This window comes from Streptomyces formicae (assembly GCF_002556545.1).
Taxonomy (GTDB): domain Bacteria; phylum Actinomycetota; class Actinomycetes; order Streptomycetales; family Streptomycetaceae; genus Streptomyces; species Streptomyces formicae_A.
In genome coordinates, this window is sequence record NZ_CP022685.1 from 1419746 (window position 1) to 1445635 (window position 25890).

25 protein-coding genes are annotated in these 25890 nt (G+C 73.1%); 12 read left to right on the forward strand and 13 right to left on the reverse strand.

What is annotated here, in order from left to right:
* Positions 1-62: 62 nt before the first annotated feature.
* Positions 63-782, reverse strand: a complete 720-nt coding sequence (locus KY5_RS05740; protein WP_234362623.1) for a GntR family transcriptional regulator — start codon at positions 780-782, stop codon at positions 63-65.
* 160 nt (positions 783-942) lie between these two features.
* Between KY5_RS05740 and KY5_RS05745 the strand changes: the two genes are divergently transcribed.
* From KY5_RS05745 to KY5_RS05765, 5 genes are read left to right on the forward strand one after another with little or no spacing between them, the layout of a single operon-like run.
* Positions 943-2244: an MFS transporter gene (locus KY5_RS05745; protein WP_098241184.1), complete on the forward strand. Its 1302-nt coding sequence runs from the start codon at positions 943-945 to the stop codon at positions 2242-2244.
* Complete coding sequence (locus tag KY5_RS05750) at positions 2241-3050, forward strand: putative hydro-lyase (protein WP_098241185.1); 810 nt, start codon at positions 2241-2243, stop codon at positions 3048-3050. The genes KY5_RS05745 and KY5_RS05750 overlap by 4 nt, the downstream gene beginning before the upstream one ends.
* A 43-nt stretch (positions 3051-3093) precedes the next feature.
* Complete coding sequence (locus KY5_RS05755; protein WP_098241186.1) at positions 3094-3876, forward strand: LamB/YcsF family protein; 783 nt, start codon at positions 3094-3096, stop codon at positions 3874-3876.
* On the forward strand, positions 3873-4487 hold the full coding sequence (locus KY5_RS05760; RefSeq protein ID WP_098241187.1) for a 5-oxoprolinase subunit B family protein: 615 nt from the start codon (positions 3873-3875) through the stop codon (positions 4485-4487). Before KY5_RS05755 ends, KY5_RS05760 begins: the two co-directional genes overlap by 4 nt.
* The gene (locus KY5_RS05765) at positions 4484-5353 is read left to right on the forward strand and encodes a biotin-dependent carboxyltransferase family protein (RefSeq protein ID WP_098241188.1); all 870 of its coding nucleotides are present in this window, start codon (positions 4484-4486) and stop codon (positions 5351-5353) included. Before KY5_RS05760 ends, KY5_RS05765 begins: the two co-directional genes overlap by 4 nt.
* Positions 5354-5391: 38 nt before the next feature.
* Here the strand turns inward: KY5_RS05765 and KY5_RS05770 are convergent, their stop codons facing one another.
* The 5 genes from KY5_RS05770 to KY5_RS05795 all read right to left on the reverse strand — a co-directional run bounded on the left by KY5_RS05770 (position 5392) and on the right by KY5_RS05795 (position 11017).
* Positions 5392-6225, reverse strand: coding sequence for an SGNH/GDSL hydrolase family protein (locus KY5_RS05770; protein WP_234362624.1), 834 nt, complete (start codon positions 6223-6225; stop codon positions 5392-5394).
* A gap of 73 nt (positions 6226-6298) precedes the next feature.
* On the reverse strand, positions 6299-7453 hold the full coding sequence (locus KY5_RS05775; protein ID WP_418952743.1) for a glycosyltransferase: 1155 nt from the start codon (positions 7451-7453) through the stop codon (positions 6299-6301).
* Between the two features lie 122 nt (positions 7454-7575).
* Positions 7576-8706, reverse strand: coding sequence for a glycosyltransferase family 4 protein (locus KY5_RS05780; protein WP_098241191.1), 1131 nt, complete (start codon positions 8704-8706; stop codon positions 7576-7578).
* Between the two features lie 198 nt (positions 8707-8904).
* Positions 8905-10323, reverse strand: coding sequence for a HEAT repeat domain-containing protein (locus tag KY5_RS05785; RefSeq protein ID WP_098241192.1), 1419 nt, complete (start codon positions 10321-10323; stop codon positions 8905-8907).
* A 301-nt stretch (positions 10324-10624) separates the two neighbouring features.
* Complete coding sequence (locus tag KY5_RS05795) at positions 10625-11017, reverse strand: ankyrin repeat domain-containing protein (RefSeq protein WP_098241193.1); 393 nt, start codon at positions 11015-11017, stop codon at positions 10625-10627.
* 291 nt (positions 11018-11308) lie between these two features.
* On the opposite strand from KY5_RS05795, the gene KY5_RS05800 reads away from it, so the two are divergent.
* Together KY5_RS05800 and KY5_RS05805 are read left to right on the forward strand one after the other, a co-directional pair.
* Positions 11309-11503 (forward strand): hypothetical protein, encoded by a 195-nt coding sequence (locus tag KY5_RS05800; RefSeq protein ID WP_018534760.1) that lies wholly within the window; start codon positions 11309-11311, stop codon positions 11501-11503.
* A gap of 37 nt (positions 11504-11540) precedes the next feature.
* On the forward strand, positions 11541-13127 hold the full coding sequence (locus KY5_RS05805; RefSeq protein ID WP_098241194.1) for a hypothetical protein: 1587 nt from the start codon (positions 11541-11543) through the stop codon (positions 13125-13127).
* Positions 13128-13168: 41 nt separating this feature from the next.
* On the opposite strand, the gene KY5_RS05810 is transcribed toward KY5_RS05805, so the two are convergent.
* Positions 13169-14668, reverse strand: coding sequence for a PLP-dependent aminotransferase family protein (locus tag KY5_RS05810; RefSeq protein ID WP_098241195.1), 1500 nt, complete (start codon positions 14666-14668; stop codon positions 13169-13171).
* Positions 14669-14698: 30 nt separating this feature from the next.
* Between KY5_RS05810 and KY5_RS05815 the strand changes: the two genes are divergently transcribed.
* The 4 genes from KY5_RS05815 to KY5_RS05830 all read left to right on the forward strand — a co-directional run bounded on the left by KY5_RS05815 (position 14699) and on the right by KY5_RS05830 (position 18305).
* Positions 14699-15505, forward strand: a complete 807-nt coding sequence (locus KY5_RS05815) for a YczE/YyaS/YitT family protein (protein WP_418952861.1) — start codon at positions 14699-14701, stop codon at positions 15503-15505.
* Positions 15502-16269 carry a glycerophosphodiester phosphodiesterase gene (locus tag KY5_RS05820; RefSeq protein WP_098241196.1) on the forward strand — a complete coding sequence of 256 codons (768 nt, stop codon included), beginning with the start codon at positions 15502-15504 and terminating at the stop codon, positions 16267-16269. Before KY5_RS05815 ends, KY5_RS05820 begins: the two co-directional genes overlap by 4 nt.
* Before the next feature lie 46 nt (positions 16270-16315).
* A complete protein-coding gene (locus KY5_RS05825) occupies positions 16316-17674 on the forward strand; it encodes an MFS transporter (RefSeq protein WP_107645689.1) in 1359 nt (452 codons plus the stop codon).
* 256 nt (positions 17675-17930) lie between these two features.
* Positions 17931-18305, forward strand: coding sequence for an RNA polymerase-binding protein RbpA (locus tag KY5_RS05830; protein WP_030360404.1), 375 nt, complete (start codon positions 17931-17933; stop codon positions 18303-18305).
* Positions 18306-18432: 127 nt separating this feature from the next.
* On the opposite strand, the gene fxsA is transcribed toward KY5_RS05830, so the two are convergent.
* From fxsA to KY5_RS05850, 4 genes are all read right to left on the reverse strand, one after another.
* Positions 18433-19011: an FxsA family membrane protein gene (gene fxsA / locus KY5_RS05835; RefSeq protein WP_098241197.1), complete on the reverse strand. Its 579-nt coding sequence runs from the start codon at positions 19009-19011 to the stop codon at positions 18433-18435.
* Between the two features lie 147 nt (positions 19012-19158).
* The gene (locus KY5_RS05840; RefSeq protein ID WP_098241198.1) at positions 19159-19950 is read right to left on the reverse strand and encodes a polyprenol monophosphomannose synthase; all 792 of its coding nucleotides are present in this window, start codon (positions 19948-19950) and stop codon (positions 19159-19161) included.
* Between the two features lie 558 nt (positions 19951-20508).
* On the reverse strand, positions 20509-22170 hold the full coding sequence (locus KY5_RS05845) for an amidohydrolase (RefSeq protein ID WP_098241199.1): 1662 nt from the start codon (positions 22168-22170) through the stop codon (positions 20509-20511).
* Positions 22171-22217: 47 nt separating this feature from the next.
* Positions 22218-22658 carry an Lrp/AsnC family transcriptional regulator gene (locus KY5_RS05850; protein WP_030789227.1) on the reverse strand — a complete coding sequence of 147 codons (441 nt, stop codon included), beginning with the start codon at positions 22656-22658 and terminating at the stop codon, positions 22218-22220.
* Between the two features lie 233 nt (positions 22659-22891).
* Here KY5_RS05850 and KY5_RS05855 point away from each other — a divergent pair, with 233 nt between their 5' ends.
* Positions 22892-23323 (forward strand): hypothetical protein, encoded by a 432-nt coding sequence (locus KY5_RS05855; protein ID WP_098241200.1) that lies wholly within the window; start codon positions 22892-22894, stop codon positions 23321-23323.
* Between the two features lies 1 nt (position 23324).
* Here KY5_RS05855 and KY5_RS05860 read toward each other — a convergent pair whose 3' ends face one another.
* Together KY5_RS05860 and KY5_RS05865 are read right to left on the reverse strand one after the other, a co-directional pair.
* The gene (locus KY5_RS05860) at positions 23325-24425 is read right to left on the reverse strand and encodes a phosphotransferase family protein (protein WP_098241201.1); all 1101 of its coding nucleotides are present in this window, start codon (positions 24423-24425) and stop codon (positions 23325-23327) included.
* A 23-nt stretch (positions 24426-24448) separates the two neighbouring features.
* The gene (locus KY5_RS05865) at positions 24449-25576 is read right to left on the reverse strand and encodes a hypothetical protein (protein WP_098241202.1); all 1128 of its coding nucleotides are present in this window, start codon (positions 25574-25576) and stop codon (positions 24449-24451) included.
* Positions 25577-25890: the final 314 nt, after the last annotated feature.

Sequence of the window (25890 nt, forward strand, 5' to 3'; positions counted from 1 at the left end):
GACTAGGTCCTCGGTCTGACAACGGTCGAAACGGCGCAGAAGCGACCGGCCCAGCCGTCCGCTCAGCCGCCCGCGCCGACGCGCCGCCGATACACCTCGAGCAGGCCCGCGAGGGAGTCCTCGAGATAGTCGGCGAGCAGCCGCTCGGCGTGTGCGGCGTCGCCCGTGCGCAGGGTGTCCAGGATCCGTTGGTTGCGTTCGAGGTAGGGCTGGTGGAGGCCGCGCGGGTCGTCCACCACGTGGAAGGCCAGGCGCAGTTCGGCGAACACGGTGCGCATCAGTTCGTCCATGCGGGCGCTTCCGGCGAGCGCCACGAGCTCCCGGTGGAAGTGGATGTTGGCGGTGGAGACGCCCTTCCACTCCTTCTCGGCCGCCGCCCGCTTGCCATCGGCGACGGCGCCCGCGATCCCGTCCAGGGCGAACGGAGGCGCGCCGAGACCCCGGACAACGGCGCACTCCACGAGGCGGCGGGAGCGGTAGATGTCCTCGACGTCCTCGACGGTGAGGACCCGCACGAAGACGCCGCGATTGAGCTGGTGCTCCAGGAGCCGCTCGTGGGTGAGCAGCCGGAACGCCTCTCTCAGCGTGTTGCGCGAGACGCCGAGCGCCCCGCCGATGCTGTCCTCGGAGAGCCGGGTGCCGGGCGGGAAGAAGCCCTCGGCGATACGGGTCCTGAGGATGTCGGAGACCCGCTCGGCGGTGCTGGTGCGCCCGAGGAGCGCACGGTCGTCAGCCAGCCCGCCCACTGCGGCCACTCCCTCAGCCATGCCCGGATCAGCCATGCCCGGATTCAATCGCAGATACGGGAACGAAACAACACGGGTATTGAAGGATCGTTCAACGATCCTCTACCTTGACGGGCACGGCGCCGCGGCCCGCACTCGCCGCGGCACCCTCCCCGCACGCTCCAGCACCCTCCGTCCCCCTCCCAGTGAGGTGCCCATGAGCACAACCCCACCGCCCCAGGCCGCCCCGGCCGACATACGCCACGACAAGGGCGAACTCCCCGACGACAGCGGGGCGTTCGGCTGGCTGCGCGCCCTCGGACCGCGCGGCCGACGCGCCTTCGGGGGCGCCTTCGGGGGCTACGCCCTCGACTCGTACGACTACTTCACGCTGCCCCTGAGCATGGTCGCGCTCGCCGCGTACTTCGGCCTGGACAGCGGGCAGACCGGCCTGTTCACCACGGTCACCCTGGTCGTCTCGGCGGTCGGCGGCGCCGTCGCGGGTGTCGTCGCCGACCGGATCGGCCGCGTCAAGGCGCTGATGATCACGGTCATCACCTACGCGGTCTTCACCGTCGCCTGCGGCTTCGCGCCCAACTACGAGACGCTGCTGGTCTTCCGCGCCCTCCAGGGGCTCGGTTTCGGCGGCGAGTGGGCGGTCGGCGCGATCCTCGTCGCGGAGTACGCCACCGCCAAGAACCGCGGCCGCACGCTCGGCGCGATCCAGAGCGCCTGGGCCGTCGGCTGGGGACTCGCGGTGGTCGTCTACACCCTGGTCTTCCAGTTCCTCGACGACGACGTCGCCTGGCGCGTGATGTTCTGGACCGGCGCGCTGCCCGCCCTCCTGGTGATCTACGTACGTCGCCATGTGCACGATGCCCCGGAGGCGTCGGCGGAGCGCCGGAAGAGCGCCCACAAGGGGTCGTTCACGGCCATCTTCCGGCCCGGACTGCTGCGCACGACGCTCTTCGCCGTGCTCCTGTCCACGGGCGTGCAGGGCGGCTATTACACGCTCGCCACCTGGGTGCCCACCTATCTGAAGTCGGATCGCGGCCTGACGGTCGTGGGCACCGGCGGCTATCTCGCCTTCCTGATCTCCGGCGCGTTCCTCGGCTATCTGACCGGCGGCTATCTCACCGACAAGCTCGGCCGCAAGCGCAACATCGCGCTCTTCGCGTTCCTCTCGGCGGCCTGCATCCTCGTGTACACGAACATCCCCGACGGGGCCAACGGCCTTCTCCTTGTGCTCGGTTTCCCGCTCGGCTTCTGCATGTCGGCGATCTTCAGCGGCTTCGGCTCCTTCCTGAGCGAGCTCTACCCGGCCGCGGTGCGCGGCACGGGCCAGGGCTTCACGTACAACACGGGCCGCGCGGTCGGTGCCGTCTTCCCCACCATGGTGGGCTTCCTGGCCGACAGCTGGGGCGTGGGCGGCGCGCTGGTCTTCGGAGCGGTCGGTTACGGCCTCGCCGTCATCGCCCTGTTCGGCCTGCCCGAGACGCGCGGGAGGGAGTTGCTGTGAGCCAAAACCTCCACCTCCAGGAGCCCCCGGACGCCGTCCGGGATCCCGAAGAAGCCCGCGCGGCGTTCCGTTCGGGCGTGACGAGCCCCACCGCGGGGTGGGCCCCCGGCTACACGCAGGCCAACCTCATCGCCGTCCCCGCCGACTGGGCGTACGAGATGCTCCTGTTCTGCCAGCGCAATCCGAAGCCCTGCCCGGTGCTCGACGTCACGGACGCGGGCTCCTGGCGCACCCCGCTGGCGCCGGGCGCCGACCTCCGTACGGATCTGCCGCGCTACCGCGTGTGGGAGCACGGCGAGCTGATCGCCGAGCCCACGGACGTCGTGGAGCACTGGCGCGACGACCTGGTGTCGTTCCTGATCGGCTGCAGCTTCACCTTCGAGTCGGCACTCGCCGCCTCCGGAGTCCCGCTGCGCCACATCGAGCAGGGCCGCAACGTCTCCATGTACGTGACCGCGCGCCCCTGCCGTCCCGCGGGGCGGCTGCGCGGCCCCATGGTGGTGTCGATGCGCCCGGTACCGCCCCGGCACCTCGCCGCCGCCATCGAGGAGAGCTCCCTGATGCCGTCAGTGCACGGGGGCCCGGTGCACTGCGGCGACCCTGCCGCGCTCGGCATCGAGGACCTGGGCCGCCCCGACTTCGGCGACCCGGTGGACTCGGAACCGGACGACATCCCGGTGTTCTGGGCGTGCGGAGTGACGCCGCAGGCAGCGGTCATGGCCTCCCGCCCGCCCTTCGCCCTCACGCACGCGCCGGGCCGCATGTTCCTCACCGACGCCCGCGACGAGCAGTACCGGGTGGCCTGACCACCGCGCGCCGAGCGAGCCGAACCACAGGAGATCCCCGCAGATGAGCACAGTCCCCGCCGCACCCACGGCCTCGATCGACCTCAACGCCGACCTCGGCGAAGGCTTCGGACGCTGGCGCCTGACCGACGACGAGGAGCTGCTCTCCGTCGTCACCAGTGCCAACGTGGCCTGCGGATTCCACGCCGGGGACGCCGTCACCATGCGCCGCGTGTGCGACCGCGCCGCCGAACGCGGCGTGCGGATCGGCGCGCAGGTCTCCTACCGCGACCTGGCGGGCTTCGGGCGGCGCGCGATGGACGTGCCGCCCGACGAGCTCGCGGCCGAGGTGGCCTACCAGATCGGCGCCCTCGAGGTCTTCGCGCGCGCGGCGGGCACGCGCGTGTCGTACGTGAAGCCGCACGGCGCGCTCTACAACCGCGTCGTGTCCGACGAGGAGCAGGCCCGTGCGGTCGTCGACGGAGTGCTGCTCGCCGACGCCTCGCTGCCGGTCCTCGGACTGCCCGGCTCACGCCTCCTGGAGAGAGCGGAGAAGGCCGGACTCCCGCCCGTCACCGAGGCGTTCGCGGACCGCGCCTACACCGACGAGGGCACCTTGGTGCCGCGCGGCAGCGACGGTGCCGTCGTCACCGAGGCCGACGCCGTCGTCGAACGGTCCGTCGGCATGGCCAGGTCCGGTGTGGTGACCTCGCACGGCGGACGGGAGATCGCGGTGCGCGCGCGGTCGCTGTGCCTGCACGGCGACACCCCGGGGGCGGTCGGTTTGGCCCGCCGGGTCAGGGCACGCCTGGAGGCGGCGGGCGTGCGCGTGGCGGCCTTCGTATGAGGGCCCTGCCGGTCGGCGACCGGGCCCTGCTCGTCGAACTGGCCGACGGCGCGCAGGCCCAGGCGCTCCACGCCGAACTGCTGCGCCGCCGTGCCACGGGCGCGCTGCGCGTACGGGAGATCGTCCCCGCCGCCCGCACGGTGCTCCTCGACGGCCTCGACGACCCCGGCAGCGTGCGGGCGCAGCTGCCCGGCTGGGAGATACCGCCGCTGCCCGCGCACGCGGGGGCGGCGCTGGAGATTCCCGTGCGCTACGAAGGACCCGATCTCGCCGAGGTGGCGGCGCACTGGGGCGTGGCGGAGAGCGAGGTCGCCCGGATCCACTCGGCGGCCGAATACCGCGTCGCCTTCTGCGGGTTCGCCCCCGGCTTCGGCTATCTCACCGGACTGCCGGACGGCCGTTCGGTGCCGCGCAGGACCACGCCCCGTACGTCCGTCCCTGCGGGCAGCGTCGCCCTGGCGGGGACGTACACGGGCGTCTACCCGCGTGCGTCGCCCGGCGGCTGGCAGTTGATCGGCTCGACGGACGCCGTCCTGTGGGACCACGCGCGCGTACCCGCGGCGCTCCTCGCGCCCGGTGTGCGCGTCCGCTTCGTGGCGGTCGAGCGATGACCGACCGTGCCTTCGCCGTGGTACGGGCCGGGGCGCTGACCACCGTGCAGGACGGCGGGCGCCCCGGGCACGCCCATCTCGGAGTGCCCCGCTCCGGGGCGCTCGACCAGCCCGCGGCGCGCCTGGTCAACCGTCTGGTGGGCAACTCGCCCGACGCCGCTGTCCTGGAGACCACTCTCGACGGCTGCGCCCTGCGCCCGCGCCGACCGGTCACCGTGGCGGTCGGCGGCGCGCCCTGCCCGGTGACCGTGGACGGCCGTCCCGCGCCCTGGGGCGCGGCGGTACGGGTACCCGCCGGAGCGCTTCTCGATGTGGGAGCCGCACGCTCCGGAGTACGCAGCTACCTCGCGTTCGACGGTGGCGTGCGGGTCGACCCGGTGCTCGGCAGCCGCTCCACCGACCTCCTCTCCGGCCTGGGTCCGCCGCCGCTCACGACCGGCGCCGTCCTGCCCCTGGGCAGCCCGAGTGGCAGCCACGCGCGCGTGGACACCGCGCCGCAGCCCGCGCCGCCCCGGGAGCTGGTGCTGCGCGTGGCCCTCGGACCGCGCGCCGACTGGTTCACGCCCGCTGCGCTGCACACGCTCGCCACGCGCGCGTACCGGGTGTCGTCGGCGAGCAATCGCATCGGCCTGCGCACCGAAGGCCCCGCTCTGGTACGCGCGTTCCCCGGTGAGCTGCCCAGCGAGGGCATGGTGCTCGGCGCCGTGCAGGTGCCGCCGGACGGCAGACCGGTGGTCTTCCTCGCCGACCACCCGACCACCGGGGGCTACCCGGTGGTCGCCGTCGTCCGCGAGCCGGACCTCGCCGCGGCGGCCCAGGCGGTGCCGGGGACGCCGGTGCGCTTCGTCGCGACCGGGTGGCGCTGAGCCCCGCCCTTGCCCGGGGCTTGAAGCCTTCAGCGCTCTCAGAGTGCGGCCAGGGCCGCTGCCACCGCGTGCGAAGCGCTCAGATCGAGGCGGCCGCTGGTGCCCCGCGCCTGGTGCCGCACCTCGTCGGCCGCGAGGGCGAGGAGCTGGGGCAGCAGGTCGGTGCACCGGCGCGCCACCCACCCCGTGCCCGCGGTGGCCAGCCACCACAGGCTCGCTGAGCGCGTGGGCGGGGGCCGTTCGGGCTCGCGCGCGGGCGGCGTGCCCGTGGCGAGCCCCCGGTCGGCGAGGAGCGCGTGGAAACCGGCGGCGAGGACCCGGTGACCGCGCTCGCCGGGGTGCAGCCGGTCCGCGCTCCACAGGGTGCGGTCGGCGGCCAGGTCGCCCTCGGCGGCGTGCAGATGAACGGCGTCGTGGCGCCGGGAGAGCGCGTGCACGACGGCGTTGACCGCGCTCTGTCGACGGGCCAGCGGCCTGGCCAGGGCGCCGGGCAGGCCGAGCATCGTGCCCGGGTCGGGAAGGCACGCGGTGAGCAGCACGGCTCCCTGGGCCGTGAGGGTCGCGTAGACCTCGTCGAGGCGGGCGGCCACGGCGTGGATGTCGAAGGTGTGCCGCAAGGTGTCGTTGACGCCCACCACGACGGAGACGATGTCGGGGCGCAGGGCGAGTGCCACGGGCGTCTGGCGCAGCAGCACGTCAGAGGTCTGGGCGCCGCTCACGGCGAGGTTGTGCAGCTCCACCTCGCGCTCGGGTGCCGTGATCCCCTCGGCGAGCAGGGCCGCCCAGCCGCGCCAGGCTCCGTCCACGGGGTCGCCCACGCCTTGGGTGAGCGAATCGCCCAGCGCGACGAACCGCAGAGGGCGACTGGGCACGGGCCGCGGCCCCGACGCCCGTGACTGCGGTGACTGCGGTGACTGCGGTGACTGCGGTGACTGCGACAGCTGATCAGCTCCCGACATGGGAACCCCTCCCGAACTCCCGTTCCGATACCGGTACCGGCCCCGCCTCATGCGCCGCGAGGAACGCCGCGACCGCCGCGTCCCACCCGAAAAGCTCCGCACGCGCGCGTGCCGCCGCGCGCCGCGAGTGCTCCGTACGCGCGAGGACCGCGCGGACCGCGAGCGCGAAGCCCTCCCCCGTGTCGCGCGCCGCGGCCCCCGCGGCGCCGACGACCTCCGGCAGCGCCGACGAGGCACTGGCCACCACGGGCGTGCCGCACGCCAGGGCCTCCAGGGCGGCGAGCCCGAACGTCTCGCACGGCCCGGGGGCCAGACAGACGTCGGCCGCGGCCTGCAAGGCGCCGAGCTCGGCGCGGTCGGCGACGTGGCCGAGGAAGGTCACCGGCAACCGCCGCTCCCGCGCCCGCCGTTCGAGCCGTCCGCGCAGCGGTCCGTCGCCCGCGACGACCAGCACCGCCCGCAATCCGCTCGCCCGCAGCTCCGCCAGCGCGTCAAGGGCCGTGCCAGGGCGCTTCTCCACGAAGAGCCGGGAGCAGAGCACCAGCAACACCTCGCCCACGCGCGCGTACCGTGCCCGCACCGCTAGGTCGTGGAGCCCCGGGTGACGGTCCACGAGGTCGACGCCGAGCGGGGCGTGGACGACGTTGCGTGCCCCGACGCGGCGGAATTCGCGCTCGGCCCAGCGCGTGGTGCACACCACGCGCGTGTAGGCGTGCGCCGTACGGATGTTGAGCGCGTCGGCGGCGCGCCGTGCCGCGGCGGGCGGCAGGCCCCACGTGCCGAGGACGCCGTCCGCCGTCTCGTGGGAGACCATCACGGCCGGGATCCTGGCCCGCCTGGCCCACGCCCCGGTCCAGCGCAGCGTGGTGCGGTCCGAGACCTCGACGCGGTCGGGAGCGAGCCGCTCCAGGAGCCGGGCGACCCTGCGCCGGTCGGCGAGGACCCGATAGCCGCCGGTGCCCGGCAGCACGGGCCCCGGCACGGTCAGGACGCGCCCCTGCTCGGTGTCGCGGACCGACGCGCGCTCCCCGGGGACGACGAGCACGGGCTCGTGTCCCGCCGCGAGGTAGCCCCGCCCCAACTCCCTGAGCGCGGTGCGCAGTCCGCCGGACGACGGCGTGACGAAGTTCGCGACCCGCACGATCCGGAGCGCCGCGCCCGATGCGCCTGGCGCAGTGTGCGCATACGGCGCGCCCGCCGCACCCGGCACCCCGCCACCGACCCGACCGGCATATCCGCCCCACTCGACTCCCCCGCCCCCGCTCACGCCGCCACCACCGTCCGCGTCCGCGCCGCGAGCACCTCTTCGTAGTGGCCGACGAGTTGCTCGCCCACCGCTTCCCAGGTGCGCCCCGCGACAGCCGCGCGCCCCGCCGCCCCGTACGCGGCCCGCAGTCCCGGGTCGGCGGCCAGGGCCCAGACGGCGTCGCGCACTGCGGCCGCGTCGTCCGGCGGCACCAGGACGCCGGTCCTGCCCGGCACGACGAGGTCGAGCGGGCCGCCCGCCGCGGGCGCGATCACCGGCACACCGCTGGCCATGGCCTCCTGCACGGTCTGGCAGAACGTCTCCAGCGGCCCGGTGTGGACGAACAGGTCCAAGGAGGCGAAGATCCGGGCGAGTTCGGGACCGGTGCGGCGGCCGAGGACGGTAGCTCCGGGCAGCGCGGCCCGCACCGCGCCCTCGCTCGGCCCGTCGCCCACCACGACCACGCGCACGCCTTCCAGGGCGCACGCCCCTGCCAGGAGTTCGACCCGCTTCTCCGGAGCGAGGCGTCCTACGTAGCCGACGATCAGCTCGCCGTCCGGGGCGAGCGCGCGCCGCAGTGCCGCATCGCGCAGGGCGGGCCGGAAGCGGACGGTGTCGACGCCGCGCGGCCACCACCGCACCCGTGGCACCCCGTGCGCCTCCAGGTCGCGCAGCGCGGCGGTGGACGGGGCGAGGGTGCGGTCGGCGGCCGCGTGGACACCACGGATGCGCCGCCAGGCCGTGGCCTCCCCCCTCCCCACGTACGTCCGCGCGTAACCGCCCAGGTCGGTCTGGTAGACGGCGACGGCGGGGATGCCGAGCCGCCCCGCGGCCGCCATGCCTCGGGCGCCGAGCACGAACGGGCTGGCCAAGTGGACCACTTGGGCCCGGTGCCCGACCAGCGCGGCGGCCACCCTGCGGCTCGGCAGTGCCACCCTGACCTGCGGATAGCCGGGCAGCGGAAGGGAGGGGACCCGGACGACGGGACACGGTGCCCCGGCGTCGGCCCCGGGCCCGGCCGAGGTGGCAGGGGCGACCACGAGCGGTTGGTGACCGAGGCAGGCGAGCTGCCGTGCGGTCTGCAGGGCGCAGTGCGCCACGCCGTTGACATCGGGAGGGAAGGATTCGGTGACGATGACGACACGCATACCGGTGTTGACTCGCATACCGGTGTTGTCGTCGTGCGGGACGTGGCCGCGTCAACGTGGATCTTTCCTGGCGGGGAACGTCCCATGAGCGTTCCCCTCCGCGCCCGTCGTGGGGCGGGCGCGGCACAAGGGGCGATGTCCCGGAGCCGGGGCGCGACGGAGCGTGGCGCCGGGGCCCGGCGGGTTACGGGTTACGGGTTACACCGCGGGCGTGTCCGGCCCGATCCTGCTGCGTACCGCCGTCTGTACCTCGTCCTCTTCGGCGGGGTCTGCGGCGAGCCTTCTGAGCTGGGTGACGACGCGGGCGTCACCGGTCTCCGCGTGCCGTGCGGCGACTTCGCGGGTGGTCTCCTCGCAGTCCCAGAGGCACTCGACGGCGAATCCGGCGGCGAAGGAGGGGTCGGTCGCGGCGAGCGCGCGGGCGGCGCGGCCGCGGAGGTGGGAGGAGGCGGTCTCGCGGTAGACGTGGCGCAGCACGGGGGCCGCGCAGGCGATGCCGAGGCGTCCCGCGCCGTCGACCAGGGTCCACAGCGTCGGCGCGTCGGGGCCCTCGCCCCGGACGGCTTCCCGCAGCGCGGAGAGGACCAGCTTGTCGTCCTTGGCCTCGCCCCGGCAGGCGAGCACGCGTCCGGCGGCGGCGCCCAGGGCGTCGGGCCGGTAGGCCCAGCGGCGGGCGCGCTCGACGGCGGCGACATCGCGCATCCGTTCGAAGGCTTCGGTGGCGGCGTCCACCACGACCCGCGAGGAGCTCTCCACGGCGTGCTCGATGAGGTCGAGCACCTCGGGATCGCGGGCGTCGGCCAGGTAGCGAAGGGCCGTGCCGCGCGCTCCGTCGGAGCCGTTGCGGGCGGCCTCGACGATCTCGGCGCGGTCGTCGGGCCCCGCGACGGCGGTCAGGCAGCGGGCGGCGGGCACATACAGCACGGCACCGCGCTCGAGACCTTCCTGCGCCCAGTCGAAGACGGCCTGGACGCTCCACTCCGGGCGCGGCCCCGATGGGCGCATCTGGCGCTGCCAGCGGTCGAAGGAGCCCTGTTCCCGCGCGGCACGCACGCGTGCGCCGATGTCGGCCCTCGGGTCCTCCTCCCAGAGTCGCCACGGCCTCGGTTCGTAGGCGTCGCGCACGGCGGCGGCCAGGTCGGCCTCGCCCTCCGCGTCGGCGGGGAACCGGGCGAGCACGGGGGCGGCGAGGGCGCGCAAGCCCGCGTCGTCGTCGCGCAGCGCCAGCTCGTCCAGGGCCCAGGCCCAGTTGGTGCCGTACGTCGCGTAGCGGCGCAGCAGTTCGAGGGCGTCGTGCCTGCCGTAGGAGGCGAGGTGCCCGAGGACGGCGAGGGCGAGTCCGGTGCGCGAGTCGTCCGTGTCCAGGACGTCCTCGGCATCGAACAGGTGCCGCTCGATCTCCCCGAGCCCGCCGTGCAGGTCGAGGTAGAGCCTCGCGTAGTACAGGGAGCGGTTCTCCACCTGCCAGTCGTGGCGGGGGTCGCTCAGTACGCAGTGGTCGAGGGCGGCGAGCGCCTCGGACCGTGGTGCGGTGAGTGCGTGCAGCGTGCCGTCGCCGCGGCCCCGCTGCAGCAGGCCGAGCAGCGTACCGCTGGGCGCTATGACCGGATCGAACATGGGAAACAGCCTCACATCAAGCGTCGACGCAACCGGGAATCACGCATTACCTGGCCGTGCGCCAACACGTCGGGCCGCCCGCCGTCTTTTGCTTGTCGAAGACCATCTTCCTCTGCCTCTCGTCGGTGGCCCTGGGGATCCCGGACGGGAGGTCCGGGGGCGGGCCGCTCACGGCCCGCGCGGTGCGGCAACACCTGCCCCACCGTCGCGTCCGTGAATCACGTCGTCATGATGACCCGGCGGTCATGTCCGCCGCGACCACATTTCCAGCGCCCCCGTATTCGCTGGTCAGGTACCCCGTTCAGGCGGCCCCGAACAGCTTCAGCAGCTCCGCCTTTCCGAACATCCGGGCGGTGTCCACCGCCGAAGGCATCCCCGCGGCCGGATCGGCGCCGCCGTCGAGCAGGACCCGGATCACCGCTTCCTCACCCTTGAAGACCGCGCCGGCGAGCGGGGTCTGGCCCCGGTCGTTGGCCTGGTTGGCGTCGCCGCCGCGCGCCAGGACGGCCCGGACCGCGTCCGCGTGCCCGTGGTACGCCGCGAGCATCACCAGGGAGTCGCCGCTGTCATTGGTGAGGTTCGCGGGGACTCCCGCGTCGACGTAGGCCGCGAGCGCCGCCGCGTCGCCCTGGCGCGCCAGATCGAAGATCTTGGTCGCCAGCTCCACGACCTCGGGGTCGGGGGCTTCGCTCATGAGGGCGTCCGCCTTTCTGGAATGCGCTGATCCGGGATGCGCTGCCTGTGCAGCCGTACGAGTGAATCGACAGGGTACTGCCCTCGCGGGCACATGACCCGACCCTCCCGAGGCAAAGATCACGCAGGGTGCGGGAGACCGCCCGGACCCGCGCTCGGGCGGCCCATTAGGGCTCTGCCATTCGAGCTAAATTCCGGAAAAGTCACCCATTTGCACCTTTTATCGTATGGATACATGCTGTGAGCCTGGAAGAACTCATGGTGACTGTCCCCATCAACCAGGAGAATCCTCATGATCCTGTCCATCTCAGGCGTCGTGCTGCTCGGAATCATCGTCTTCCTGTTCTTCCGAAAAGACGGACTCAAGGCCTCCCACGCCCTGGTCTGCGCGCTCTTCGGCTTCTACCTCGCGGGCACCGCCATCGCCCCGAGCATCAAGGCCGGCGGAGCGAGCCTGGCGAGCCTGCTCGGCGGGATCAAGTTCTGACGTCCCTGCCTTTCGTACGCACCTTCAGGAGACAGACGTGGCCAGGCGCCCACTCCCCCGCATTCTGAGCAACGGCACCGCATCCATCGCCCGGAGCCGGGAGCTGGCACGGTCGGCGGCAGACAGCGCCACCGATGTTCTCCACCCGCTGATCACGATCACTCGTGGACTGCGCCGGCTGGCAGCCGCCGGGCGGCGCAAGTGGGCCGACACCCCCAAGGACCGGCGCGGACCGCTCCTGTTCCTGGTGGCCTCCGTGGTCCTGGTCGTGGCGCTCGTCCCCTACGGTCCGCTGCTCGCCGCCATCGCCCTGATGGCGGCTGCCGCGTGGACGGGCCGCGAGCGCACCGCGCCCGCGCCGACCGGCCCCGACGAGGCACAGGTCCAGCGGCTGCAGTCCCTCTACGAAGCGCTCGTCCCGTACTTCTCGGTCCCCGAGGACCCCGCCCCGCTCTTCGCGCACGGCGGCGACTGGGACAAGGCCTTCACCTCGTACGACTTCGACGACACGGGGCGCGTCTCACGTCTCGTGGTGAACTACCCGGCGTACTTCACCGACGGCGAGGCCGAATCGCGCGCGCGGATCGAGCAGTTGCTGCACGCCAAGGCAGGCCGCGGCAGGGAGTACCACTTCGCGTGGGACGAGGAGGGCAACCAGCTCACCGTCACCGTGCTCGCCCCGCTGCCCACGGACATCGCCGCCCAGCGCTTCGTCACCGCCCCGGGCGAGACCGTCCTCGGCTTCACCGACGAGACCGCCGTCCAGCGCACCCTGCCGGTGGCGGACGGCGAGGAACAGCGCGACGTGCCCCCCGTCGTGTGGCGCACGGGCGTCCGTTCCACCGAGCCCCACCTCCTCGTCGTGGGCCAGCCCGGCAGCGGCACGACGTCGCTGCTGCGCTCCGTGGCGCTCCAGGCCCTTCAGTACGGAGACGTCCTGATCATCGAGGGCAGCGGCACCGGCGACTACGCGTGCCTGACCGGCCGCGACGGCGTCCTGGCCATCGAGTGCGGGCTCTCCGGAGCGCTCGCGAGCCTCGAATGGGCGGCGCACGAGACCGAGCGTCGGCTGATCTCCGCCAATCGCGCCCGGCAGGCGGGCCACCCACCGCCGGAGGACACCAAGCGCCCCCTGTGGATCCTCCTCGACCGCCCGAGCGCCCTCGGCCACCTGGCCGCCGCGGACGGCCGCAAGGATCCCCAGTCGCTGCTCCAGGTCCCGCTGCGACACGGCAGGGCGGCCAACGTGACGGTGGTCGTGGCCGACCAGTTCGACAGCCTGGAGGCGCTGAGCGACCCCGTACGCCAGCACACGCGCGCGCGTGTGGTGCTCGGGCCCGCCACGCCCGACCAGCTCGACGAGGTGCTCGGCACGCCGCCGCACACGACGCCCACCGCGGACGTCCCGCCAGGGCGCGGCTACGCCCGGCTCGGCACGGGTCCCGTGCACCGGCTCCAGGTGCCCGCGACGCCCGATCCGTACGACGACGCGACCAGCGAGGCGCACCGTCAGGCGGTCATGGACCTGCTGCCGGAGCGGAGCACTCCGGCCGACGCGCGGCCCACGGAACAGGAGCAGGACCAGGACAGGGACCAGCCGGAGCCGGTGCCCGCGGAGGGCTGAACCGGCACCGTCCGGGCCGCGGCGACAACGACGGACGGGCGTCAGGCGACGAACGGGTGCGCGACCTCGGCGCCCGAGCCCGCGCCCGTCTCCACGAGCCGGGCCGCGGCGGCGAGGCGCACCGCCGCCTCGTCGGCGACCGCGCCGCCCACGGTGAACGGCAGCCGCACGTACCCCTCGAAGGCCCCGTCCACACCGAACCGAGGGCCCGAGGGAACCCGGACCCCCACGCGTTCCCCCACCTCGGCCAGGCGCGACCCCGAGAGCCCTCCGGTGCGCACCCAGAGCGTCAGACCGCCGCGCGGCACCTCGAACTCCCAGTCGGGCAGCTCGCGGCGCACGGCGGTGACCAGCGCGTCGCGGTTCGCCCTCGCCTGCTCCCTGCGCACGTCCACGGCCGCCTGCCAACCCCCGGTGTTCAGGAGCCAGTTCACCGCGAGCTGCTCCAGGACGGGAGTGCCCAGGTCGGCGTAGGCGCGGGCGGCGACGAGGCTGCGGATCACGTCGGGTGCGGCCCGCACCCAGCCGATGCGCATGCCCGCCCAGAAGGCCTTGCTCGCCGAGCCGACGGTGATGACGGTGGAGCCCGCGGGGTCGAACCCGCAGACGGGGCGCGGCATGTCGAGGTCCGGGTCGAGCCCCAGTTCGCTCATCGTCTCGTCGACCACGACGACCGTGCCCGCCGAGCGGGCCGCCTCGACCAGCTGCCTGCGCTGGTCCTCGCCCGCGAGCGCGCCGGTCGGGTTGTGGAAGTCGGCGACGACGTACGCCAGTCGGGGCGCGGCGTCGCGCAGCACCTGCCGCCAGCGGTCCAGGTCCCAGCCCTCAAGACCCTCGGCCATGGCGACGGGGACGAGGCGGGCACCGGCCTCGCGCATCAGCTGGAGGATGTTGGCGTACGAGGGCGACTCGACGGCGATGCGTTCGCCGCGGCCCGCGAAGAGGTGGCAGATCGCGTCGATGGCACCCATCGCGCCGGTGGTGACCATGATCTGCTCGGGCATCGTCGGGATGCCGCGCGCGGTGTAGCGCTCGGCGAGCATCTCGCGCAGGGCGGGCAGTCCGGCGGGGTAGTCGCCGTGCGTGTGGGCGTACGGCGGGAGCGCTTCGAGGGCGCCCTGCACGGCGCGGGTGAGCCAGGGCTCGGGCGCGGGCAGCGCGGCGCACCCCAGGTCGATCATGGAGCCGACCGCCTCGGGCGGCAGCGGTTCGAGCCCGCGCGCGGGGAGGGGGTTTCCGGCCGGAACGGCGGTCCAGCTGCCCGCTCCCCTGCGGGACTCCAGGAACCCCTCGGTGCGCAGCGCCTCGTAGGCGGCGGCCACGGTGGTCCTGCTGACGGCGAGCGCCACCGCGAGCTCACGCTCGGCGGGCAGCCTGGCGGCGACGGGAACGCGCCCTTCCAGCACGAGCAGCCGGATGCCGTCGGCGAGCGCGCGGTAGGCGGGCGGGCGGCGGGTGCCCGCCCCGCCGGGGCGTGCCTGCTGGGAGGCGAGCAGCCGGGCGAGCTGGGTCGAGCCCATTGCTGAAGTCCACTGAGCCATGATTCCCAGTCCACCTTCCCCGAATTGGCCATGGTTGACGTCTGCTTCCAAGCCACAGGGTGTCATGTGTCGGGCCACCAGTACTACTGTCGAGCCACCAGCACTACGGGGGAGCGTTCCTTGTCCGCCACGAAGCCACCTCTCGGGCCCCGCCGCGGATCCCGCCTCAGATCTCGCCTAAGGCCCCGGCGCACGCCGCGCCTCGCACGGCGGCTGCTCCAGCTGTACGTCGGGCTCGCCCTGTACGGCGCGAGTTCGGCGCTGATGGTCGCGGCCGGTCTGGGACCCGAGCCGTGGAACGTCCTCAACCAGGGCCTCGCCGAACTGACCGGACTGTCCATCGGCGTCGTCTCGATCATCGTGGGCGCCGCGGTGCTCCTGCTGTGGATCCCGCTCCGGCAGCGCCCCGGCCTCGGCACGGTCTCGAACGTCTTCGTCTGCGGTCTGGCGATGGACGCCACCCTGGCGCTCCTGCCGGACGCGCACTCCCTCGCGGTGCGCGTCCCGCTGCTCGTGGCGGGAATCCTCCTCAACGGCGTGGCGACCGGCCTCTACATCACGGCCGCCTTCGGCCCAGGGCCCCGGGACGGCCTGATGACGGGCCTGCACCGGCGCACCGGCCGCTCCATCCGGCTGATCCGCACCTCGATCGAGGTGGCGGTCGTGGTGACGGGCTTCGCGCTCGGCGGCACGGTCGGCGTGGGCACCGTCCTGTACGCGGTGTCGATCGGCCCGCTCGCCCAGTTCTTCCTGCGCCGTTTCGCCATCCCCGCGCCCGCCGCCGACGACGTCGTGGCCTCCGGCGGCCCCTCGGGGCAGGCGATACTTCAGCGGTGACCACGCGCGTACGCCACCCCTACCTCGACCACCCGGGAACGCTCGCCCTCGCCCACCGCGGCGGCGCGGCGGACGGCCTGGAGAACACCGCGGCGGCCTTCCGGCGCGCCGTCGACCTCGGCTACCGCTACATCGAGACCGATGTGCACGCCACGGCCGACGGCAGGCTCGTCGCCTTCCACGACGCGACGCTCGACCGCGTCACGGACGCGGCGGGCCGCATCATCGACCTGCCGTGGAGCGAGGTGCGCCACGCGCGCGTGGCGGGCACCGAGCCGGTGCCCCTCTTCGAAGAGCTCCTTGAGGCGTTCCCCGAGGTGCGCTGGAACGTCGACGTGAAGGCCGAGCCCGCGCTGCTGCCGCTGCTCGACCTGATCCGCCGCACCGGCGCCTGGGACCGGGTCTGCGTCGGCTCGTTCTCCGAGGCGCGCGTGGCCAGGGCCCAGCGTCTCGCGGGCCCCCGGCTGGCCACCTCCCTGGGCACGCGGGGCGTGGCGGCGCTGCGCCTCCTCTCGTACGGCGTGCCCGCGGCCCCGCGCCGCTCCGCGGTCTGCGCCCAGGTACCGGAGAGGCACGGCCGGATCCAGGTCGTCGACCGCCGCTTCGTGCGCGCGGCCCACGCGCGCGGGCTCCAGGTGCACGTCTGGACCGTGAACGACGCGGAGCGGATGGCCGCCCTGCTCGACCTCGGCGTGGATGGCATAGTTTCCGATCACATCGAGACGCTGCGCGAGGTGCTCAAGGACCGGGGGACCTGGGTCTGAGCCGCCCGAGGGCGGCATCGCACCACGGGGAACAGCGAGGTCACGGGTGGGCGACGACACCCTGTGCACGGCAACGGCGACAGCGGACGACGAGCGAGCCGAACGACGGCGCGAGCAGCACGGCTGGTACTTCTACGACTGGGCGTGCTCGGTCTACTCGACCAGCGTCCTGACCGTCTTCCTCGGCCCCTATCTGACCGAGATCGCCAAGGCGGCCGCCGACCCGGAGGGCTACGTCCACCCGTTGGGCATCCCCGTACGCGCCGGTTCCTTCTTCGCGTACGCCGTGTCCGCGTCCGTGCTCCTTTCGGTCTTCGTGATGCCGGTGGCCGCCGCTGCCGCGGACCGCACGGGCCGCAAGAAGCCGCTGCTCGCCGCGGCCGCCTACCTGGGCGCCGCCGCGACGGCGGGGATGTTCTTCCTGGACGGCGACCGCTATCTCCTCGGCGGCTTCCTGCTGATCGTCGCCAACTCCTCGCTCGCCGTCTCGATGGTGCTCTACAACTCCTTCCTGCCGCAGATCGCCCCTCCGGAGGAGCGCGACACCGTCTCCTCGCACGGCTGGGCCTTCGGTTACGCGTCGGGCGCCCTGGTCCTGGTGGCGAACCTGGTGCTCTTCCTGGCCCACGACAGCTTCGGCGTCTCGGAGGCGACCGCCGTCCGCATCTGTCTGGCCTCGGCGGGCATCTGGTGGGGCGCGTTCACGCTCATCCCCCTCAAGCGGCTGCGCGACCGCCGCACCTCGCCCTCCGACGCCCCGGCCACGGGCGGCTGGCAGCAGCTGAGGTCGACGGTCCGCGACATGCGCCGCCATCCCCATACGCTCGCGTTCCTGCTCGCCTACCTCGTCTACAACGACGGCGTGCAGACGGTGATCTCCCAGGCGTCCGTCTACGGCTCCGAGGAGCTGGGGCTCGGCCAGTCCACGCTGATCGTCGCGGTCCTGCTCGTGCAGCTGCTCGCGGTGGCCGGGGCGCTCGCCATGGGCAGGCTGGCCAGGGCGTACGGCGCCAAGCGCACCATCCTCGGCTCGCTGGTGGCCTGGACGGCGACGATCGGCGCCGGATACTTCCTGCCCGCGGGGGCGCCCGCCTGGTTCTTCGTGCTCGCCGCGGGGATCGGCCTGGTCCTCGGCGGCACCCAGGCCCTGTCCCGTTCGCTCTTCTCGCACCTGGTGCCGCGCGGCAAGGAGGCCGAGTACTTCTCCGCGTACGAGATCAGTGATCGCGGGATGGCCTGGCTCGGACCGTTGATCTTCGGCCTCACGTATCAGCTCACAGGAAGCTACCGGGACGCGATCGTCTCGCTCGTGGCGTTCTTTTTGATCGGATTCGCCCTGCTGTCGAGGGTGCCGGTGGCCCGCGCGGTGCGCGACGCGGGAAATCCCGTACCCGACCGGATTTAGCAACTGAGGGCAAAGGCCGGTAGTGTACGCGTTTGGCCTGCCAGGCGGACCGTTACTGCGAGCTGAAGATTCAGAAACGCTGGGTGACATCTGCTACTAGATGTGACAAACCGGGCGCTGGTGGGTACAACAAGGGGCGGCATACGACGGCGACGCATGACCCAGAACGGGAATCTTTACCGCCGACCGGACGTTGACCGGATGACGACGACAGCGACACCTGTCCTGTGGGCGACAAGCCCGGGAGGCACGATTCATGAGTGAGCGAGCTCTTCGCGGCACGCGTCTCGTGGTGACAAGCTACGAGACCGACCGCGGCATCGACCTGGCCCCGCGCCAGGCCGTGGAGTACGCATGCCAGAACGGACATCGTTTCGAGATGCCGTTCTCGGTCGAGGCGGAGATCCCGCCGGAGTGGGAGTGCAAGGTCTGCGGGGCCCAGGCACTCCTGGTAGACGGCGACGGACCTGAGGAGAAGAAGGGCAAGCCGGCGCGTACGCACTGGGACATGCTCATGGAGCGCCGTACTCGAGAAGAACTCGAGGAGGTCCTGGAGGAGCGCCTCGCGGTTCTCCGGTCCGGTGCCATGAACATCGCGGTGCATCCGCGGGACAGCCGCAAGTCCGCCTGAGGGCGGACCCGGCGCACCACCGCACCAAGCAAGTACGAGGGCCGGGGCCACTGCTCAGCAGTGGCCCCGGCCCTCGTTTGCGTCCAGGGCCCTTGTTGGTGTCCAGGCCCTCTTTGTGTCCAGTGGGTCAGCGCGGCAGCTGCGGGTCGTCGGGGCGCTCGGCGCGTGACCCCGGCTCGTCGTCCCTGATGACCTCGCCCTGGACGACCTTGCCGTCGGGGCGGTGCATGCGGGCCTGCTGGAAGGCGTCCCCGAAGCCGCCGGGAGTGGCCTCGCGCACCTTGCGCTCGAAGGTCCGCTCCGCGTAGCGCCCGAGGGCCTTCTGGACCGGCGGGATCAGCAGGACCAGGCCGATGGCGTCCGAGATCAGGCCCGGCAGGATGATCAGGAGGCCGCCCAGCATCGTCAGGGCGCCGCCGCCGCTGTCGGACTCCGCGGTGGGCGTCACGCCGCTCTGCTGCTGTTGTACGGCCTCGCTGAGCTTGCGGAAGGCCCTGCGGCCCGCACGCTTGATCACCGCGGAGCCGAGCACAAGACCGGCCACCAGGAGCAGGAAGACCACGAGGCCGCTCGTGGCCCCCGCCACGACCGTGAGCAGCCAGATCTCGAGGACGAGCCACGCGGCGATGCCGAGCGGCAGGTACCTCAGGGACCCGGATCTGCGGGGCCGGGCGGTTCGGTTGGGAGGCGGTGCGCCAGTCGTCATGCTCCCAGTGTGCCTGGGCCCGCCTCAGTCCGGGATAAGGGGATGATCAAGAGGCGAGGGACCCGCCGCGAGGACGGTCCGGGCGAGCCGCCCTCAGGGCCCTCAAGCTCCTCAGGGCCCTCAAGGTTCTCAAGCTGCTCAAGCTGCTCAGGGCTGCTTGCGCCCGATGACCCGGCCGACCCGCTCCCCCACGCCCCAGGCGGTGACCCGCCACAGCGCCTCGACCACGATGTTCTGGCTCATCTTGCTGTCGCCGAGCTCCCGCTCCACGAAGGTGATGGGCACCTCGACCACGTGATAGCCCGCCTTGACCGCCCGGCGGGCGAGGTCGACCTGGAAGCAGTACCCCTGCGACTCGACCTCGCCGAGGCCGAGGCCCTCCAGGGTCTCGCTGCGGAAGGCCCGGTAGCCGCCCGTCACGTCGCGGATCGGCACGTCGAGCAGGAGCCGCGAGTAGGTGCTGCCGCCGCGGGAGATGAACTCCCGGTGCTTGGGCCAGTTGACGACCCGTCCGCCCGGCACCCAGCGCGAGCCGAGCACGAGGTCGGCGCCCTTCAGCGCGGTGAGCAGCCGGGGCAGCTCCTCCGGCTGGTGCGAGCCGTCGGCGTCCATCTCGACCAGTACGCCGTAGTCGTGGTCGAGCCCCCAGCGGAACCCCGCCAGATAGGCGGCGCCGAGGCCCTCCTTGCCCTTGCGGTGCAGCACGTGGACGCTCTCGTCCTCGGCCGCCAGCTCATCGGCGATCTTGCCGGTGCCGTCGGGGCTGTTGTCGTCGGCCACCAGGATGTGCGCGTCCGGCACAGACGCCCGCACCCGGCCGACGATGGACTGGATGTTCTCCGCCTCGTTGTAGGTCGGAATGATCACCAAGGCCGTGCCGAGCGGACCGAACTGTCTCCCCTGGTCCCCCGCTTCGGAGACCCGACCGCCGTCGTTCACTACTGCCCCTTCGTTCGTACGCAGAGGACCACCATAGTGGCCGCTGCCTGCGCCGCAGCGGCGGCACGGAGGTCAGGGCGGAAGTACCCGAGATGTACCCGGGGCGCAGCGAGGTCGAGGCCGGGGGCGCGCCCGGCCGCCACGGGGGGACGTACTGCGGATCGGGGCCCGGCGCCCTTCGGGCCGACCTGGGACCCGCTGGCTGCGGATCGACCGAAAGCCGTTGTCTACTGAGCGTCCGGGCCCCACCCGGGTCACACCTGCCGACCGGCTGATACGTTCCCTCGCCTCCGCGTCGCGGGCGCTGGACCTGGCTCCCAGTGGTGGTGCGCCGGTGCGGCACACCACCCATGACCCAGCGGCGTTCGACGACCACGTGAAGGTTCGCCGGTCGGACGTCCTGTGGTGGACCCGGCCGAACCTACCCGCCGACGACGGCTCTCTGTCAATAGCCACGTGACCTGGGGCTATCGCACGGACCGCCAGGTCAGTGCCGAGGATTCCCAGGTCGTACGACGGGCGGAAGGGCCTCGATCGGCGCCGCGCACCGCCGGGACATCACTCGTCCGGCCCCACGAAGACGGGCCGTCCGCCCACCACCGTGCGCAGGCAGGCGGGGAGTTCGGCGCCCGGCGACAGGTCGGGCAGGCCCGGCGTGCCGGAGCGCGGGTCGGTCGACCAGCGGGCCACCCGGTCGTCCGGGGCCTGCACCACCAGATCGGCGGTGCGCCACACGGCGTAGTCCGCGGGCGCGCCCGGCACCAGGACGCCCGCGTCGTCGCGGCCGCAGGCCCGCCAGCCGCCGCGCGTGTGGGCGGTGAACGCGGCTCGCACCGAGACGCGGTGCTCGGGCGTGCGGTGGAAGGCGGCGGCACGGACGGTGCCCCACGGGTCGAGCGGGGTGACCGGGCTGTCCGAGCCGAGCGCCAGCGGGACGCCGGAGCGCAGGAGCGCGGCGAAGGGGTTGAGGGTGCGGGCCCGTTCGGCGCCGAGACGCTGGACGTACATGCCCTCCTCGCCGCCCCACAGCGCGTCGAAGGCGGGCTGGACGGAGGCGGTGAGGCCGAACTCGGCGAAGGCGGCGATCGTCTCGGGGGTGAGCATCTCGGCGTGCTCCACGCGGTGCCTGGCGGCCCGGACACGGGCCAGGCCGACCCTCTCGGCGGCCGCGCGCATCCCGTCGGCCACCGCGGTCACCGCGGCGTCCCCGATGGCGTGGAAGCCCGCCTGGAGGCCCGCCTCGGTGCAGGCCACGACGTGGGCGGCGACGTCGGCGGCGTCGAGGTGGGCGGTGCCGGTGTGTGCGGCGTCGGCGTAGGGCTCGTGCAGGCAGGCCGTGTGCGAGCCGAGGGCGCCGTCCACGAAGAGGTCGCCCGCGGCGCCGACGGCGCCCAACTCACGGGCGCGCGCGACGCCTTCCGCGCCGCGCTGGGCCCAGTAGCCGACCACCCGCGGGCCCGCTTCCTCGGCCGCGAGCCGCAGCAGTCCGGTGAAGTCGTCCTCGTCGGAGATCTCCGGGCCCGCGCACTCGTGCACCGAGCCGATGCCGAGGGACGCGGCGTGCCGCAGGGCAGCGCGCTGGGCCTCCTCGCGCTGGCGCGGCGTGATCGCGCCGAGTGCCGCGGCGCGCACGCCGTGGTGCGCGTCGCCGGTCAGCGGGGCGTCGGGGTGGAATCCGGTGCGGCCCGTGACGCCGGGCACCAGGTCGAGCAGGGCCGTGGTGGCGACCGCCGAGTGGACGTCGATGCGGGACAGGTAGAGCGGCCGGCCGCCGACCGCCTCGTCGAGCTCCCCGCGCGTGGGCGGACGCCCGCCCGGCCAGCGGGCCGCGTCCCAGCCGTGCCCGAGCAGCACGGTGTCGTCCGGCCGCGATGCAGCGTGTTCGCGTACGAGAACGAGCGCCTCGTCGAGCGAACGGGCCCCTGTCAGATCGAGTCCTGTCAGCGCGAGGCCGGTGGCCGTGGTGTGTACGTGGGCGTCGGTGAACGCCGGGGTGACCAGGCAGCCTTCGAGGTCGACCACGTCGTCGACGCCGTCGGTGAAGGCGTCGGCGGCACCCTCGGAGCCGACCCAGGCGACGTGTCCGCGTTCGACGACCATCGCGGTCGCGAACGGGTCGGCGGGGCTGTGGACCTCTCCGCCGCGCAGCAGCACGGTGCGGTGGTCCTCGGTGGCCTGGGGGTCCCGGGAGTCAGTCCCGGGGGCGGTGCTCTCGCTCATGGGACCAGTCTCGCCCCTCGGCGAGACCGCCCGGCGCGGGGGTCGCGTCAGACCTGCGGGGGCCGCGCCTCGTACGGGGTGGAGAGGACCACCGTCGTCCGCGTGGAGACGCCCGCCAGGGCGCGCAGCCTGCTCAGCAGGTGCTCCAGCTCCAGCGGGGTGGCGACGCGCACCTTGAGGATGTAGTTCTCGTCGCCCGCGACGCTGTGGCACGCCTCGATCTCCGGGACGCCCGCGAGGCGTTCGGCGATGTCGTCGGGGGCGCTGGGGTCGAACGGCTTCACCGAGATGAACGCCGTGAGCGGCAGCCCGACGGCCTCGGGGTCGACGACCGCGGCATAGCCGCGGATGACGCCGCGCTGTTCGAGGCGCCGCACCCGTTGGTGCACTGCCGATGTGGACAGGCCCGTGGCCTTGCCCAGGTCGGTGTAGCTCATCCGCCCGTCCTTGACGAGCAGCTGCACGATCTGTCGGTCCAGCTCCTCCATGCGCCGAACCTACAGGGCTCTTGATCCCCCCGGATACCGGAGTGACCGAAGGGGCCGTTTGGCCGGCCGATTCGCGGGCAGGCGACCGGCAAGCTCTCACGGCATGTGACGAACGACACATCTCTGTGACCGTGTCCTTCGGGATGCCACGATTACCCCCACGACGGGACGGGAAGTGCTTGCTGTGGTCGAGGCCGCAGCGCCTTGTCGGCCCACCCAAGGGGGAGAGTCCCATGCAGAATCTGAAGCGCCCCGGTCGGTCTGCCCGCGGCAAGCAGCAGCCGGTCGCCGAACCCGAGCCGGAGGGCGTCGAACCGGCGGACGACGCGCTCGACGCCTACGACACCTTTGAGATGTACCGGGTCAACTGCCCCGACTGCGGGCAGCCGATCGCACTCCTCGCCGACGAGGACGTCCTGCCCGAGCACGCCCTGTGCCCCACCCCGTGGAACCCGTTCGGGCTCACGGTCTGCGCCGGTACGGGCCGCCCGGCCGCCGATGCCTCGGCCGCCGACGAGTCGATGGAGGTTCAGCAGCAGGACACCGCCCTGCTGCTGACGCTCCCTCAGGGACTCGACTGGCGGACGCAGCCGTTCTCGCACGTGGGCGGTCCGGGCTCGCGCCCTGTCATCCGCGTGCCCCAACAGCACCGGCCCGCCGCCTGAGTCACCAGTAGCTGCCCTGCACCATGGCCGCGAGGCTGGCGTGGTGCAGGATCAGCATGTCCGCGTCCTCGGGGTTCACCGGAACGGCGGCCTCGCCGAAGTGCACTTGGCGGTAGGCGACGCGCAGCATCACGACGGCGTGCCGCAGCGCGGCGTACAGCGTGTAGAAGTCCATGTCGCGCGGCGTGTGCCCGGTGAGTCGCGCGTACGTCTCCTCGACGCGGTCGCGGCGCAGGAAGTCCGGCAGGCCCGGCTGCCCGAAGCTCACCGTCAGGTCCTGGAAGAACCGGTGCAGGTAGACGGTCCAGCCGATGTCGACCTCGCGCGGGGCCAGGGCCGCCATCTCCCAGTCGAGGACGGCCGCGGGGTCGAAGCCCGCGTAGACGATGTTCCCGATGCGCGCGTCGCCCCAGTTGAGCACGGGGTCGCCCTCGTCGTCCGGCCACATCTCCTCGATGCGGTCGAAGGCGCTCTCGATGAGCGGTGAGCGGGGCAGTCCGCTCACCACCCAGGCGTAGTAGGCGCGTTGGGCATCGACGTGGCGGCGCAGCGGGCTGCCCTCGCCGGGCGTGTCGAGGAACCGCGCCTCGGAGAGCGGGGCCTGGTCGTGCAGGTGCGCGACGACGCGGACCGACTCCTCCTCCAGGTGGGCACGCTCGGCGTCGGTCGCGGAGTGCAGCCAACTCCCCTCGTACGTATACGGCATGACGTCCGGCGGGACGCGGCCCTCGACGCGTTCCATCACGAAGAAGGGCGCGCCGAGCGGCCCCGGGTCCTCCTCCAGCCACAGCACGCGCGGCACCGGCAGGTCGGTGTGCTCGGCGACGAGCCGCATCGTGCGGTACTGGCGCGGCATGTCGTAGACGGGGAAGATCGTGTACGCCGCCGGGTCGGCCGCCACGCGCAACGCGCAGTAGGCGAAGGGCGGTTCGGGATGCTCGATGGAGAAGAGCAGGGTCTCGCTCGACATGCCGTTGGACTCGGGGACGGTGACGTCGACCGCCTTCGCGCCGGGCAGGCGCCGGCCGAGCCAGGCGGTCAGTCGGCGGGCCAGCTCTTCCGGTTCGCGCGTGGTGGTGCGGGGACGGGGTGCCGTGGCCATGCCCGTGCTCCTCTCTCGGTCCCTCAGGGCGCGACCGAGTCGAATCCGGTGAATCCGCTGGGGTCGTGGCGGCCGAAGCTGCCGTGCTCGAAGATTCCGTAGCCCGTCTGCCCGTCGAGGGTGAAGCGGGCCGCGTGGTCGATGACGCCGTAGGCGGCGAGCGGGTGGGCCGAGGGGTCCGACAGGTCGTAGGTGCGGCGGTCGGTCCAGTCGCGGCCGCGCCAGGTGCCGTGCTGCCAGTCGTCGGCCGGCGGGTATCCGGCGCCCACGGCCAGCGGCAGCGAGGCGAGGATCTGCACGCCGAGCTCGACGGGCTTGCGGTCGCCGGGATCGGTGAGGTGGACGACGGCGCTCTGCGGGTGGCGGCTGCCCGGCCGGTAGGTGATGTCGGCCTGGGGCCAGCCGAGTTGGCGGTCGGGATGGCCGGGGCGGACCAGCGTGGCGTCGTTCAGGGTGCGGTAACCGTCCGCGCCCTCCTGGGTGATGACCATCAGGAAGCGGTCGTCGAAGCGCACCGGGCTCCAGATCCAGTGGAAGCCCTCGGTGCCGAACTCCTCCTCCAGGCGCCCGCGTTCCTCGCCGGGGATGGGCCGCACGCCCCAGCTGCGGTCACGGGTGGCGGTCCACTCCCGCGCGCTCACCGGGATCTCCTGGGAGCCCGCGCGGATCACCCCTTCGGGGCGGCCCGCCTGGACGAAACGGCGCCCTTCGAGGCTCAGCCGGTCGCCCCGGCGCTGGATGTGGTGCGGCTCCCACAGGGCGGGGAAGTCGGCGGTCCATGTGACGTCGTACGAGAGGGAGTCGGGGTCGTCCGGATCGGCGGCGCAGCGTAGACGCAGGCGGCGCAGCGGCTCCTCGACGGTGATGCGCAGCGGGCCGACGGAGAGGTTCATCCGGTCCTCGCCGAGGGCGTCACTGGCGCGTACGGCGTGCAGCGTGTTCCCGACGCGCAGGGTGGCGTACGCGTCGATCACACCGGTGTTCGGGTAGACGCCGAGCCCGAGGATGAGCAGGGCACGGCCCTCGTGGTCGAAGAGGTGGAAGATGCACCGGTCGTACGCGTTGCGGTCGCCCGTCGCGACATGCTTCATGGAGAGCGGGACCTGGTGCACGGGGTACTCGTCGAGCGGGACCGGACGGTCGTCTGCCACGGCAAACCTCCCTGTAAGCACGGCAGTTCAGGGTGGCGGGAGGCGGTGGGCTCCTCCGGCGCGGAGATGACGGTACGTCAGATTTCGGGTCGGAGCCATACAGCGGGACGGAGCCGTGGCGGGCCGCCTCCGGCGTACGCGGAGTCGTACGGCCGTCCACGCGCACATCCGCGCCGCCACACAGACCTGCCGCGAACTGACAGTCGAATCCGCGGGACGGTGACCTCGGCAGGGTGACGGGCGTTGGCCTTGCATGACCCCCACGGACATGGGCCCGGCGCACATCCCCACCGGCCGCCGACGGCGCGCCTTGG